The sequence below is a fragment of the Corynebacterium sp. sy017 genome, from assembly GCF_017918135.1.
Classification (GTDB): Bacteria; Actinomycetota; Actinomycetes; order Mycobacteriales; family Mycobacteriaceae; genus Corynebacterium.
This window is the reverse complement of sequence record NZ_RZUE01000001.1, coordinates 356,428-371,241: the sequence shown is the minus strand read 5'-3', so window position 1 is coordinate 371,241 and position 14,814 is coordinate 356,428. Positions and strand designations below refer to the sequence as shown.

General features: G+C 46.0%; 13 protein-coding genes. 12 read left to right on the top strand and 1 reads right to left on the bottom strand.

What is annotated here, in order from left to right:
* Positions 1-116 precede the first annotated feature (116 nt).
* Positions 117-1,718, top strand: a complete 1,602-nt coding sequence (gene ffh, locus EML15_RS01715) for a signal recognition particle protein (RefSeq protein WP_144273120.1) — start codon at positions 117-119, stop codon at positions 1,716-1,718.
* A 77-nt stretch (positions 1,719-1,795) separates the two neighbouring features.
* On the opposite strand, the gene EML15_RS01710 is transcribed toward ffh, so the two are convergent.
* Positions 1,796-4,108, bottom strand: coding sequence for an acyltransferase family protein (locus tag EML15_RS01710; RefSeq protein WP_144273119.1), 2,313 nt, complete (start codon positions 4,106-4,108; stop codon positions 1,796-1,798).
* A gap of 410 nt (positions 4,109-4,518) precedes the next feature.
* Here EML15_RS01710 and rpsP point away from each other — a divergent pair, with 410 nt between their 5' ends.
* The 11 genes from rpsP to dprA all read left to right on the top strand — a co-directional run bounded on the left by rpsP (position 4,519) and on the right by dprA (position 14,593).
* Positions 4,519-5,001, top strand: a complete 483-nt coding sequence (gene rpsP, locus EML15_RS01705; protein WP_144273118.1) for a 30S ribosomal protein S16 — start codon at positions 4,519-4,521, stop codon at positions 4,999-5,001.
* Positions 5,002-5,126: 125 nt separating this feature from the next.
* The gene (rimM, locus tag EML15_RS01700; RefSeq protein WP_144273117.1) at positions 5,127-5,645 is read left to right on the top strand and encodes a ribosome maturation factor RimM; all 519 of its coding nucleotides are present in this window, start codon (positions 5,127-5,129) and stop codon (positions 5,643-5,645) included.
* Between the two features lie 15 nt (positions 5,646-5,660).
* On the top strand, positions 5,661-6,539 hold the full coding sequence (gene trmD / locus EML15_RS01695) for a tRNA (guanosine(37)-N1)-methyltransferase TrmD (protein WP_144273116.1): 879 nt from the start codon (positions 5,661-5,663) through the stop codon (positions 6,537-6,539).
* A gap of 76 nt (positions 6,540-6,615) precedes the next feature.
* A complete protein-coding gene (locus EML15_RS01690; RefSeq protein ID WP_144273115.1) occupies positions 6,616-8,904 on the top strand; it encodes a Tex family protein in 2,289 nt (762 codons plus the stop codon).
* Between the two features lie 175 nt (positions 8,905-9,079).
* The gene (gene rplS / locus EML15_RS01685; protein WP_144273114.1) at positions 9,080-9,421 is read left to right on the top strand and encodes a 50S ribosomal protein L19; all 342 of its coding nucleotides are present in this window, start codon (positions 9,080-9,082) and stop codon (positions 9,419-9,421) included.
* Between the two features lie 127 nt (positions 9,422-9,548).
* Positions 9,549-10,352, top strand: a complete 804-nt coding sequence (gene lepB, locus EML15_RS01680) for a signal peptidase I (protein WP_144273113.1) — start codon at positions 9,549-9,551, stop codon at positions 10,350-10,352.
* Between the two features lie 3 nt (positions 10,353-10,355).
* Complete coding sequence (locus tag EML15_RS01675; protein ID WP_144273112.1) at positions 10,356-11,006, top strand: ribonuclease HII; 651 nt, start codon at positions 10,356-10,358, stop codon at positions 11,004-11,006.
* Between the two features lie 5 nt (positions 11,007-11,011).
* Positions 11,012-11,308, top strand: a complete 297-nt coding sequence (locus EML15_RS01670; RefSeq protein ID WP_144273111.1) for a DUF2469 domain-containing protein — start codon at positions 11,012-11,014, stop codon at positions 11,306-11,308.
* Positions 11,309-11,482: 174 nt separating this feature from the next.
* Complete coding sequence (locus tag EML15_RS01665) at positions 11,483-11,908, top strand: YraN family protein (protein ID WP_185967137.1); 426 nt, start codon at positions 11,483-11,485, stop codon at positions 11,906-11,908.
* Entirely contained in the window at positions 11,895-13,424 is a 1,530-nt protein-coding gene (locus tag EML15_RS01660) for a YifB family Mg chelatase-like AAA ATPase (RefSeq protein WP_144273109.1), read from the top strand. The genes EML15_RS01665 and EML15_RS01660 overlap by 14 nt, the downstream gene beginning before the upstream one ends.
* Positions 13,421-14,593 (top strand): DNA-processing protein DprA, encoded by a 1,173-nt coding sequence (gene dprA / locus EML15_RS01655; RefSeq protein ID WP_144273108.1) that lies wholly within the window; start codon positions 13,421-13,423, stop codon positions 14,591-14,593. Before EML15_RS01660 ends, dprA begins: the two co-directional genes overlap by 4 nt.
* Positions 14,594-14,814: the final 221 nt, after the last annotated feature.

The window sequence follows — 14,814 nt, the reverse complement described above, 5'->3', positions numbered from 1 at the left end:
GGCAGTTTCGCTATGCTGTGGCTGTTGCGTATTTTCGCTCACCCCTATGTGAGCCTTATAATAGGGTTTTTGGATTACACTGTTACATACTTTTAGGTTTCAAGGAGTTCGCTAGCGTGTTTGAGTCTCTATCAGATAGGTTGGGTCAAGCTTTATCAGGTCTACGGACAAAAGGCAGAGTCACCGAAGCTGATATCAATGCTGTTGCTCGAGAAATTCGTCTTGCGCTCCTAGAAGCTGACGTTTCTTTGCCGGTAGTGCGCGGTTTTATTGCCAAAATTAAGGAGCGTGCTTTAGGGGTAGAAGTATCTAAGGCGCTCAATCCTGCAGAGCAAATTATTAAAATTGTCGACCAAGAACTTACTGCAATTCTTGGTGGCGAGACGCGCCGTTTGCGCTTGGCAAAGAATCCACCAACGGTCATTATGCTGGCAGGTTTGCAAGGTGCAGGTAAAACTACCTTGGCAGGTAAACTGGCACGATATCTTGCTGAGCAAGGTCATACCCCTATGCTCGTTGCATGTGACTTGCAGCGACCTGGTGCAGTGCAGCAGCTTGAGATTGTAGGTCAGCGTGCAGGTGTTCCTACCTTTGCTCCGGATCCTGGTACATCGATCGATTCCCTCGAACACGAAATGGGTACTTCGCATGGTGATCCAGTCGCTGTGGCTCAAGCAGGTGTTGAAGAAGCAAAGCGTAGCCAGCATGATGTGGTAATCGTCGATACAGCTGGTCGATTGGGTATTGACGAGACTTTGATGACCCAGGCACGAAATATCCGCGATGCTATCAACCCTGATGAAGTGCTTTTCGTCATTGATGCCATGATTGGTCAGGATGCAGTAAATACTGCTGAGGCATTCCGCGATGGTGTGGATTTCACTGGTGTAGTGCTTACTAAATTAGATGGTGATGCTCGTGGTGGTGCTGCATTATCTATTCGTGAGGTTACTGGCAAGCCAATTATGTTTGCCTCTACTGGTGAAAAGCTAGAAGATTTCGATGTATTTCACCCACAGCGTATGTCAAGTCGTATTCTTGGCATGGGTGATATTCTCACGCTCATTGAACAAGCAGAGAAGAAACTTGATCAAGAACAAGCATTAGTTGCAGCGCAAAAAATTGGTACAGGGGAGCTCACTCTGGAAGACTTCCTCAACCAAATGCTTATGATTCGTCGAATGGGGCCGATTGGTAATATCCTCAAGATGCTCCCTGGTGGCAAGCAAATGTCTCAGGTGGCGGACATGGTTGATGAGAAACAGCTCGACCGCATTCAGGCCATTATCCGTGGTATGACCCCTGCTGAGCGAGAAAACCCCAAAATTCTAAATGCTTCTCGACGTAAGCGCATTGCCAATGGTTCTGGCGTAAGCGTTACTGAAGTAAATCAACTGGTAGAACGGTTCTTCGATGCAAAGAAGATGATGGGGCAGATGGCCGGTCAGTTTGGCATGGGGGGTGGCCGGAGCGCTACAAAGAAGAAACCTAAAGGGCGTAAAGGTAAAAACGGTAAACGTAAAGCACCAAAGCGTAACAATAATATGCCTGGAATGCCTGGCGGAATGCCTGGAATGCCGAATATGGCTGAGTTGCAGAAAATGCAGGAACAATTGCAAGGTGGCGCAGGGTTACCAGGTATGCCTGGAATGCCAAAAATGCCCAAGGGGTTGGAAAATATCGACCTCAATAACCTTGATTTCGGCAAAGGAAAATAGGTACCCACGAATTAGAATCCCTGTAGCGCTCTATAGCTGCTACAGGGACTTTTCCTTTTAGTGCTTAATTATTCTCTTTATTTCTTCTGCACCTGGGAAGAAGACGAAGAAACAGTGCTCGTGCTTGTCTTGGTGCTGGTTGCCGTGGTGGTAGGAGAAGTAGAGGTTTTCTTAGCAGTAGTGCTTGCGGGAGCAGGAGTAGAAGTGGCTGTGCTACTTGGTCGCATACTACTTGTAGGAGAATTAGTGTTTGGGGTGAGCAATGGTTCTAGGTATTTCCAGAGTAATTTTTGAGTGCTCAATGCATAAGCGTAGGAAATATGGTTTTGATCCCGGTACACGTAGGTATTGCCGATAACTGGTGGGCAGGTTGAGCTATTACAGAACCAGTCAGCAGTATCTACAAAGTGCATATTCGACCCTAGACGGGTATATGCTGCAGCAGGATCTTCGGGAGCATAAACCTTATCTCGTTGGATAGAACATTCAGAAATATCATTTTTCCGGGCAATCATGCACTGGTTCATATCCCATTCTTGTCCCTGCTGATCGTAGAACCAGGGGTTGTCGCGCAATCCCAGGAAAGTAATGCCTGCGTCGGTTAGACGTTGCCAGAAGTTGATATACCCATCAGGTACAGCATCGACACTTGGTTTATGGTCTTTTTCCGGACGCGTTGAAGTAGAGAAAACCAAATCAGGATCCATAGCAATAATGGTGTCCAAAACATTTTCATTCCACTGTGCACAGGTGGCGTCAATAAAAGAGTCGTCCTCGATCGTCATAGGGCATCCTTGACGGACTAAAGGAATAACCTTGAAGTGATATTGCATCCCTAGTGCGTGAAGTGGTGGCATCCATTGCTCCGCATGAGAGCCGCCAGTCATAACTATTGTTGTCTCAGCATCAAGATCACCATAAATGCATGGTGCCCCGTCCACTTTATTAGTACGAGTGGTATCTGCCCCTTCCCACTTCATGGTGACGCACCCTTGGGCACCTGGTTCTGGATAAATCTCAGAAATGAGCTGTGGATCAGGATAATATGTCAAACCATTGGGAACTGCAGCACCCGTGATTGCCAAAGCTCCGGGATAATGTGCCTCGTCGATGACGAAAGTATTTTGTGCTTGCTCAATAAGGTGTTCTTGATGTGGTTGGAGCGACAAAAGCGCAAGCAAAGCTGTAATAAAACCAACACTTGCTAGTGCTTTGAGTTTTCCTGCGGTTGATTCCACGCTCTCTTTAAGTCGGTGCATATGTTTTTGTCCAGCCAGCGCTCTAGGCGCCTTTTGCATGAAAAACTGCTCGACGAAGCGGTGCGTAAGATACGCAAGCACAATGGAACAGATGATAATTGCAGCTTTGCTCAGCCACGACAATTCAGCAGTTGCAGAATCATGTGCGGAATACGATGTGCAGATAATAAGCAGTGGCCAATGCCAGAGGTAAAGCGGATAAGCAATTTTTGCACCCCACTGAAACACTGGTAGTGACAAGAATGTAGAAATAGCGTTGTGATTATTTTTGCCGCCGACGATGATAAGCAGTGCGCCCCCAAGTGGGATAAGCGATAGTGGCCCTGGGAAAGCAGTGGTAGTGGTGATAAATACACCGGTAAGTGCTATGGCAATTAAACCTAAGCTGCTTAGCAAAGTACCAACTTTATTGTTCGGTTTTATGCGGGAAATACTGAGCGCACATACTCCGCCCAGGGTCATTTCCCATAACCGAGAGAAGAAAGAGTAGTAATTTTCAGAGGTGCCATAAAGCCCAAACCGAGCGGCATAACAGAAAGAAGCGAGTGTAATTAATCCTAAGATGATGACAATGGCAAGTTGGATTTTTCGTTCAGCTTTTTCTCTCTTTTCGCTCCGAGTTTTCCTGCGTACAGTTTTATATATGGCGGCACAAACTAAAGCAAAAGCAATACTGAAGAGATAGAATTGCCCTTGCACAGACATTGACCATAGGTGCTGTAGTGCTGAGGTGGTGGGGGAAGCAGCATTATAGTCGGCATCTTGATTGATGAGTTCATAATTTTGGTAATACAACAGACTTGCTGTTATTTGCCGGTAGAACTCTAGAGTGGTCAGCTGTGGAGTGAATAATGCGGTTACGCAGTACACTGCACCAAGTACAGTAATTAAGGACGGCGCTAGTCGTCGTATAGTGCGCCAGAAGGGAAACCACGGGTTGAGTGAAGCCTGTGGTTTTGCTGCATAACGCAGTTGTGAACTGAGAAAGAAAAACCCAGATAGCAAGAGGAAAATATCGACGCCACCAGAGACACGCCCGACGAAAACGTGGTAGAAAACTACAAGCAAAACCGCTATAGCGCGCAGACCGTCGAGGTCATAGCGATACTGAGATGACTGTGATGGGTTCATGCAGGTGGTGAGCTATTCTCTTGCCGTTCTAAACTGGGTCGATTCTGTATGGGGAGCAATGATCGTATAGATCTTATGATGGTGCTAGTTTACTCGCCTCAAACCTATTGCTATGTAGTGACACCGGTTAAGTTTTTTAAGAATTTTATATTCCCGGTGACGGGGTGGCAATGGAATAGTGATGAGACTAGGAGAAATTTGGTTCTTGATTTTTTGTCTGGTAGCTTTGGATGGGTTGTCGTCATCTTTATCTTGTTTGTGACGATGGCATGTCCACACTGCGGTATATCATAACCGTCTACGGTCGGCTGGTGAGTCACACGCAGTAAAATCCAAGGGTTGAACCGGCTTTGCTAAAGATAGAATATGCAAAGTGTCTGTACTGCCCAGTGACTAAAAAGAGGTAGAACATGGCTGTAAAAATTAAGCTACAGCGTCTAGGACGTATCCGTACTCCACATTACCGTGTGGTTATTGCTGATTCACGTACTCGTCGCGATGGCAAAGTAATCGAAAACATTGGTGTTTACGAACCAAAGCAGAATCCTTCTGTAATCAAAATTAATTCTGAGCGAGCACAGTACTGGTTGGGCGTTGGTGCACAGCCAACTGAGCCTGTTCTTGCTTTGCTTAAGATTACTGGTGACTGGCAGAAGTTCAAGGGTCTTGATGGTGCTGAAGGAACTCTTCAGGTTGCACCTGAGAAGCCATCTAAACTTGAGCTATTCAATAAGGCTCTTGCTGAGGCTAATGAAGGACCTACAGCAGAAGCTATCACAGAGAAAAAGCGTAAAGCTAAGGAAGAAGCTGCCGCTAAAGCTGCTGCTGAAGCAGAAAAAGCTGAAGAAGCTGAAGCAGAAGCAGCAGATCAGGAAGAAGCATCAGCTGAATAATTCACGCTGTTGTTACGTCTTTAAGAGGGTATTGCCATTGCAGGTAATACCCTCTTGTTCTTTTCCTACATCCCTCACACACGTGTGTATTGGTGGCGTACTAAGAAACTAGGTATGGTGATGTCATGGAGTTAATGATCGGCAAAGTGATTAAGTCTCATGGGATCAAAGGGGAAGTAAGCGTTGAAGTGCTTACCGACGAACCCGATATTCGCTTTGCCAAGGGGGCAGTGCTTAATGGACGTCAGGGGCGAAAAGAGCATAGTCTTACCATCCAAACGCGTCGGATGCATCAGGGGAGAATGCTGATTAAATTTGCTGAAGTGCCAGATCGAACCGTAGCCGATACCTTGCGGGGCACCCAATTTTGGGCACCACCTCTTGATAAAGAAGACGATGATGATTCCTTCTACGATCATGAGTTAATTGGATTGCGCATTATTCATGATGAAGCAGACATTGGCGTTGTTACCGGTGTAATACATGGGGCTGCCTCTAACCTCTTGGAGGTTCGCCTCGAGGCAACGGAGCAGCAACAGGAAAAAGACGTGTTAATTCCTTTTGTTCATGCCATTGTTCCTGAGGTGGACGTCGAGAGCGGGACGTGCACAATCACTCCGCCAGATGGTTTGTTAGAACTCTAATACGGGAGTTGGATAATGCAACTTGATGTGCTCACAATTTTTCCTGCCTATCTTGATCCGTTGCGCCATGCGTTGTTAGGGAAGGCGATAGAAAAAGGTCAACTCAACGTGTGTGTTCATGACCTAAGGGCGTGGACAACAGATGTGCACCAATCAGTTGATGATTCTCCTTATGGTGGTGGGCCGGGAATGGTGATGAAACCGCAAGTATGGGGAGCAGCGCTCGACGATGTGGCAGCACAAACTGGTAAAGCACAGTTAGCGCATACTCTCGATACTGCTCAACGCCATGTCGACGTCCAACGCCATGATGAGCTACAAGGGATAACAGGGCATAGTTATGCTAATGAGCGGGATATACGCACAGACGAAGATCCACATATGCCGTTATTGCTTATCCCGACACCTGCAGGGGTTCCGTTTAATCAGGAGCATGCTCAAGCCTGGTCGCAAGAAGAGCATATTGTGTTTGCCTGTGGTCGATACGAGGGAATAGATCAACGTGTGATTGATGATGCTCGCCGACGTTACCGAGTACGTGAAGTATCCATTGGCGACTATGTGCTGATTGGTGGCGAAGTAGCTGTTTTAGTTATTGCAGAGGCAATCACGCGTCTTATTCCTGGGGTATTAGGAAATAAGCGCAGTCATGAAGAAGATAGCTTTTCCGATGGATTATTAGAAGGACCTAGTTATACCAAACCACGAGTATGGCGTGATCGAGAAGTGCCACCTGTTTTACTTTCTGGTGATCATGCTCGGATAGCGCGGTGGCGTCGAGAGCAAGCACTAGAACGCACGATGGCGGTGCGACCAGATTTGATAGAAAAACTACGAGCGACACAAAAGCTAAGCCCGGAAGATGAGTCTTATCTTGAACAACGAGGAAGCTAATATCTTCATGTATCTTCATGCTTGAACACTGATGTCGAAGTTCTCGCCCTAGTGGGAAGAAGATAAACTTAGCATAATGATTGCACATACGATTGCTACGGAACTTAATACTGAGCACGCTCATGTTGCTGCTGCCTTAAAACTATTAGCGCAAGGAAACACAGTTCCTTTTATTGCTCGGTATCGTAAAGAGGCGACTGGTGGTTTAGATGATTCCCAATTACGTCATATTGAACAACGAGCCAGTTATCTTCAAGAACTTGCCCAACGTAAAGAAACAATCCTTGCTGCTATTGAACAGCAAGGAAAATTATCTGATCAGCTGCGCCAATTAATCGAACAATGCGACACAAAAGCACGTTTAGAAGATCTTTACTTGCCGTATAAAAAGCGAAGAAAAACAAAAGCAGATAGTGCACGTGAGGCTGGTTTAGAAAATCTTTTAGATGAACTTATCGCACAGCCCCATCTCAATCCAGAGGAATATGCGCAGCGTTTTATCTGCAGTGGTTTTGCGGATGTAAAAGCAGTGTTGGATGGAGCACGTGCCATTCTCAGTGATCGCTTAGCAGTTGATGCTGATCTTGTCGGTGATATTCGCGAACATATGTACCAGCATGGACAATTGCGTGCTGAGGTTATTGAAGGCAAAGAACAAGAAGGTGAAAAGTATAAGGATTATTTTCAGTTTTCGCAGTCATTTGCCGAGTTGCCAAGCCATAGAATTTTAGCGCTGTTGCGTGGAGAAAAAGAAGAGGTACTTCACCTTAGCTTTATTGCTAGTGATAATGAGCATGATGACCAGCACTACGTCGAAAAGCTCATTGCGCACACTGGCTATGATGATGTTTCCCCTTGGCTGCGTAGTGCTCTGCTATGGTCGTGGAAAACAAAACTCTACATTTCTGCCAGTCTTGACGTGCGTATGCGTCTCAAGGAGAAAGCGGAACAAGAAGCATTGTTGGTTTTCGCGCGCAATCTCAAAGACGTGTTATTGGCAGCACCTGCCGGTCAGCGTACGACGCTTGGGCTCGATCCAGGTTATCGCAATGGCGTGAAGTGCGCTGTCGTAGATAAGACAGGAAAAGTGCTTGACACGCTTATTGTGTATCCTCATCAACCGCGCAATCAATGGGCGCACGCACGGGAAGAACTGGCGCATATATGTGCCCAATATGCAGTTGAACTCATTGCGGTTGGAAATGGAACTGCAAGTAGAGAAACGAAGAAACTGGCTGAAGAAACCGCAACGCTTATCAAACAAGCAGGTGGGATGGCACCTATAGCGGTGACAGTAAGCGAGTCGGGTGCATCTGTTTATTCCGCTTCGGAGTTGGCGGCACAAGAATTTCCCACAATGGATGTGTCGTTACGTGGTGCAGTGTCTATTGCGCGCAGGTTACAAGACCCCTTGGCAGAATTAGTCAAAATTGATCCCAAGGCAATTGGGGTCGGTCAGTATCAGCACGACGTAAACCAAGCAGCACTTGCGCGCACTCTTGACGCTGTTGTTGAAGATGCAGTAAATGCGGTTGGAGTTGATCTCAATACGGCAAGTGCTCCTTTGCTGGCACGAGTAGCTGGTATCAGTAGCTCAATTGCAGAAAATATCGTTGCTTACCGCGATGAGTATGGAGCCTTTTCCTCGCGAGCAACCTTGACAAAAGTTCCTCGGTTAGGTGCAAAAGCCTATGAACAGTGTGCTGGATTCTTGCGCATCAACGGGGCACAAAACCCACTCGACGCCTCTGCAGTGCACCCTGAAGCCTATCCAATTGTGAGCAAAATTGCTGGAAGTGCTGGGCTTGGCGTCGGTGAGCTCATTGGTAATAGCGCTGTATTGCGTAGCTTAAAGCCAGCGAGCTTTGCCGACGAAAACTTCGGTGTGCCAACAATTAGCGATATTTTTTCTGAGTTAGAAAAACCGGGTCGTGATCCACGACCGGAGTTTGAGACTGCTCGATTTAAGGATGGGGTAGAAAAAATTAGCGACTTGCGTCCTGGCATGATTCTCGAAGGGACTGTAACCAATGTTGCTGCTTTTGGTGCGTTTGTTGATGTAGGGGTACATCAAGATGGGCTGGTGCATATTTCGGCATTAGCTAATCGATTTGTGTCCGATCCACATGAGATTGTGTCTTCTGGGCAGGTTGTCACAGTGAAAGTCGTGGAGGTAGAGCCAGAGCGTAATCGTATTTCTTTATCGATGCGGCTTGATGAGAATTCAGAAGAAAAAGCTGTGCCTACTCGACGTTCTCCGAAGAAAAAAGCGCAGAAAGGTACTGCTGTGCGTCGTGGTGCTACGCGACAGAACTCACAGGGGCTGGGCGCTATGGCGCAAGCATTGCGTAGTGCAGGTTTTTAATTCTTCATATGGCTGGATGCAATTTTGTTTTTAGCCGTTATATGTGACATAATTTCCTGGTTGTCTATCTTATGCTGTCATATGCGTAGATAGTCGTGATCATTGTAGTGAATATGAACCGGTTGAGTTATATACCGCCAGGATCCTCTGTTCTTGAAAATTAAGGATTGTTTAGATGAACATTCTCGATAAAATCGATGCAGCTTCTTTGCGTGATGATATTCCAGATTTCCGTCCAGGTGACACTCTCGACGTACACGTAAAGGTTATCGAAGGTAACAAGACTCGTACCCAGCTATTCAAGGGTGTTGTTATTCGTCGCCAGGGCGATGGAATTCGCGAAACCTTCACCATTCGTAAGATCTCCTTTGGTATTGGTGTGGAGCGTACTTTCCCAGTACACACCCCAAATATTGATAAGATCGAAGTTGTTAGCCGTGGTAAAGTTCGCCGTGCGAAACTCTACTACTTGCGTGATCTACGCGGTAAAGCAGCGAAAATTAAAGAGAAGCGCTAATTCGTTTTCTCAGATTACCCAGTGGTTGCCTTGTACTTATCGGCGACCACTGGGTTTTTCTATGCGATAGATTATTCTTCAGTTCTTGTCTGCTGCTTGTAGCTAGTTGGTGCTAAAGTATAGTGCTGTGACTCCAACACGCAAAGACGATTTTGATAATTCTGCTGCTGAGCAAACTGTTTCCACTGAAGCGGTTAGGCAAAAAGCTAAGGACAAAACAGATACGCAAAAGCAACGTCCCTGGTATGTGGAACTTGTGATTGTTGTTTTGTGTTCTCTTGTTTTTATTACCCTCATACAAACCTTTGTGGGGCGTATCTACATGATTCCGTCACAATCGATGGAACCTACTTTGCATGGATGTACTGGTTGTGTGGGGGATCGTATTTTTGTAGAAAAAATCAGTTACCGCTTTTCTGATCCTAAACCTGGTGATGTTGTGGTATTTGAGGGTACTGATTCGTGGAATGAGAATTACCAGTCCACGCGTTCTGCTAACCCGATTATTCGTGGTATGCAGGATATTGGGGCATTTGTTGGCCTGGTTGCGCCGGATGAAAATAATCTAGTCAAAAGGATCATTGCTTCTGGTGGGCAAACAGTACAATGCCAACCAGGGGATCCTGGCATTATGGTTGATGGTAAGGAAATCGATTCTTCATATATCCTTGATCCGCCTTTTTATCAGATTCCTGACTCTGAGTTTGGTTCTGCTGCTTGTGGTGGTGCGTACTTTGGTCCTGTCACAGTACCCGAGGGAAATTACTTCATGATGGGCGATAATCGCACTAATTCTAAGGATTCCAGGGCACATATTGGCGACCAATACCAAGGAACAATTCCACGGGAGAATATCCGTGGTAAAGTTCGTGTCATTTTGTTCCCATTCAATCGGATCGGAACTGTTGATCCTGTGCCAATACAAGAATAAGTTGTGCGTACTCTTAAGCAATTGCGTACCTTAGAGGTTACGCTTGAAAAGCATGGATTAGGGCCAGTTGCTGGTGTGGATGAAGCAGGCCGAGGGGCAAGTTGTGGTCCAATCAGTATTGCCGCGTGCATCTTGCCACCGGAACCCATAGCGGAGTTATCTGAACTGACAGATTCTAAACAACTATCGGCAGATACTCGCCAAAAATTATATCCTCTCATCAAAAACCATGCTCGGGCATATGCCATTGTGCATATTGATGCTGCTGATATCGATCGGCATGGCATACAGCATGCCAATATCTCAGGGATGCGTCGCGCAATTGCTTTGCTTGGTATTCATCCGGGTTATATTTTGACTGATGCGATGAAGGTACCAGGTTTGGCTAGCGCATATTTGCCGATCATTGGTGGGGACAGCGTTGCACGCTGCATAGCTGCAGCGAGTGTGCTGGCAAAGCATTCTAGAGATGAACTGATGCGTAGACTCGATGAGCGTTATCCCGAGTATGGCTTAGCACAGCACAAAGGATATTCTACGAAGAATCATATGGAAGCGGTGCGCCGTCACGGAGCCAGTCCGGAGCATAGATATAGTTATGAGAATGTGAGACTTGCTCACGCCGCCTGGACGACTGCTAGAAGAGGAGCCTAGTAATAATGAGTGCTGAAGATCTCAATAACTATGAAGCAGAAGTTGCGCTATCACTTTACCGTGAATATCGAGATATTTTGAGCCAGTTTTCCTATGTTATTGAGACTGAACGGCGGTTCTATCTAGCAAATGCAGTGGAACTTATCCCGCATACACAAGGTAATGATGTGTACTATGAGCTGCGAATGTCTGATGCTTGGGTATGGGATATGTATCGTTCCATGCGCTTTGTGCGCTATGTCCGAGTGATCACATACAAGGACGTCAACATCGAAGAATTAGATAAACCAGAGGCTCGTTGAGAAGCAAAGAAAAAGTCAATTCTAACTAGCACTTATTATTTTTCCTGTGGATAACTGACCACGATGGTCGGTTATCCACAGTTTTTCTTTTCCATAGCTTTCGACGATATTTTCTGTTTCGCGTGCTTGTTATACCTGGAGATATATCAAAAGATTTTCTCAAGGAGCATAGTTATGTCATATAGCAGTGGTAGGGAAACTATAGATGTGCGTCGTAGGCATGATAAGCGAGCAGAATTAGGTACTTATGGGGAACAACTAGCTGCATCGTGGTTGTGCGAGCAAGGATATACGATTGTGGCTCATAATGTTCATTACCGAGGCGGGGAAGTTGATCTTATTGCCCGGGATAAAACTGGTGATCTTGTATGCGTTGAAGTGAAAACACGATCGACGAAACGGTGGGGAAGTACAGAAAGCGTTGATGACAAGAAACTCAGAAGAATGCGTGGTGTGATGGCGCAGTGGTTAGCGCAGAGCAAGGAATATGTTTTAGACCATGTACCCATTCGTTTTGATGTCATTGTGGTTTTTACACAAGCAATGATGGGTTCGGCAGAGTTCGAGCATTATAAGGCGGTTGACCGTGGCGCTTGCTAAAACTTTGTCTGCAATTGTCATAGGGGTGCAAGCACATATTATCGAGGTAGAAGCTAATATCGGGGTTGGTCTGCCAGGGATGTATATCATCGGTATGGCAGATACCGCTATCGGAGAATCTCGTGATCGTATTAAGACTGCTGTCCAAAATTGTCAATTGAGTTGGCCTAAAACGAAAACAGTGGTGAGTTTATCACCTGCATCATTACCAAAATCTGGAGCTCATCTTGATGTAGCAATGTGTATGGCAGTTCTCACGGCAGTGGGAAATAATCATGCAGCACTACAAAAATTAGCGAGTACCTTGTTGCTGGGTGAAATAGGTCTTGATGGTCGTATCAAAGCAGTTAATGGCGTGTTGCCTACATTGTTGGTGGCAAAGGAAACTGGTATTAAAACTGTTGTTATTCCTCGGGCAAACCTGGCAGAAGCTGAAATATGCGATGGGATATCGGTGCTTGTAGTAGAGCATATTCGTGAGTTATATCAATGGGTTATCGGAGAAAAAACCTTAGATTGTGCACATTCTTTATTAAAAAATCGGGTGTGCGCTAGTAACAAGGTTTCTTTGGATATGGCAGATATTGCTGGGCAACAAGAAGCAAAGTACATTGCAGAAATAGCAGCCACAGGTGGACATCATTTTTTGATGATGGGACCGCCTGGTTCTGGGAAAACAATGATTGCGCAGCGCATGGCAGGTATTTTGCCGCCTTTGGTAGGGGATCAGCAGCGAGAAACTACCTCAATTTATTCTGTACTTGGTAAAACGTATTCAGGCGTTATTGCAGATCCACCTTTCGTAGCACCGCATTATTCTATTACCCAGGCAGCTTTACTAGGTGGTGGTCAAGGAAAACCTATGCCAGGAGCTGTAAGTTTGGCTCATAATGGGGTGCTATTTCTTGATGAGGTAAGCGAAATACCAGCGCATATTTTAGATTCTTTACGTACGCCGCTTGAACAAGGATATGTGCATTTGAGTAGGGCGCGTATGAATATTACTTTTCCTGCGCGTTTCCAACTTGTACTTGCTGCTAATCCCTGTCGCTGTGGCAGTGAAGAGTCTAGTAAATGTCAGTGTTCGTCGCGCGTTCGACGAACCTATCTGAGTAATTTATCAGGTCCGCTCAAGGATCGTTTAGATATTGTTGTGGCAATGCGCAATAGCGGGGCAGTTTTACATGATTGTTCTTCAGAGTCGAGTTCGACGATTGCACAACGTGTGGCAGCTGGTCGTCAAAGAGCACAGTGGCGTTGGTGCAAGGCAGGCTTGTCTCAATACGTGACTGCTTCTGTTGAGGCTCCAATTATTCGTAGGAAGTTTCCTGCTAAAGAGGATGCTATGGAGCTTTTATCTGCATATTTAGCGCAAGGAATGGTCAGCCAACGAAGCGTTGATAGGGCATTAAAACTTGCATGGACATTGGCTGATTTAGAAGACATTGCACAGCCAACTATTGATCATGTAATGCGAGGACTAGAGTTGAGGAACTTGTCAGGTATAAATCTATGAAAATCTCAGAACGTACATTGTGTTGGGCATATTTATCGCGGGTGCTTGAAGGGCCTAGTAAACGGTTGCAAGAGTTATTATCTGCTGGTCATGATGTGGAAGAAATTGTTTCTGGCATCAAAAATAGGTCATCATGGATTGGTGGGTTACTAGGTGAAACGCAAGCACGGTATAACTGCGATCGCAGCCAGGAGGATTTAGCACAGGTAGAGTCTTTGGGAGGGTGGTTATTGACTCCTGATTCTGAGCAATGGCCCTATGAGCAGTTAAACCAGGCTTTTGGGTTTGCTGCCTCTGGTAGGAGTGAACATGCTCGTTCTTATCAAGAAGACGCTGTGATGCCTCATGCTTTGTGGGTGCGTGGCTCATCCCATTTAGATTTGGGCAAGGTTTTGGCGCAGTCAGTTGCTATTGTCGGTACTCGCGCAGTTTCTTCCTATGGAATTGACGCTACCCAATATATTGCTGAAGGTTTAGCACAGCATAAATGGACAATTGTCTCTGGTGGTGCTTTGGGTGTAGATGCTGTGGCACATAAACAAGCTCTTGATAGTGGGGGTGTGACTATTGCGGTTAGCGCTTGCGGGATAGATAGGTTTTATCCAGCTGGTAACCGTAACCTCTTTGATAAAATTGTGGAATGTGGACTTATCGTCAGTGAATATCCGCCAGGTCATACTCCGCAGCGTCATAGATTTTTGACTCGTAATAGATTAGTAGCGGCTTTTACACAAGGAACAGTTGTTATGGAGGCTGCATGGCGTTCTGGTGCATTAAATACTCTCAATTGGGCACAAGCCTTTGGGAAAGTCACAATGGCAGTTCCCGGTCCTATCACTGGGGTTGGATCCTTAGGCTGTCATGAAAAAATTAGAAATGGTCAAGCGCAATTGGTGTGTAGTGCAGATGAGGTACGGGCATTGTTGAGTGCTGTGGGAGAAGTTGATCCTGAGCAACAGTATGAAATTGATTTTGCACCAAGCCACGTGCAAGCATTGAGCCGAAATGAACTGCGGGTATTTGATGTACTGGGAGCACAGGCTAAGACAAGTGATCAGATTGTGCAAGAAACGGCATTGAGTCTTGGGCTATGTATGTATCTCTTGGTTGTACTTGAGCGCAAAGGTTTAGTGGTGCGCGCCCATAACGCCTGGCGACGTGCTGTCTAGATGTAAATGATTTGGGTGCGGGAGCTGTTTTGCCGAATTTCCCCAATCTTTTATAAGTTAGGCTTGCATAATCTAAAATAGGGCTGTAATGTAATTGAGGCAAGCCTAAGCAAAAGGTTCTTGAAGGTTCGGGCTGGTTCCTTTCTTGAGCACAAGGCACTGTGTGCAGTAGCGCAGAGTCTGCCTAACACGCTAGGGTTATGCACTATGGGTGAGTCAGT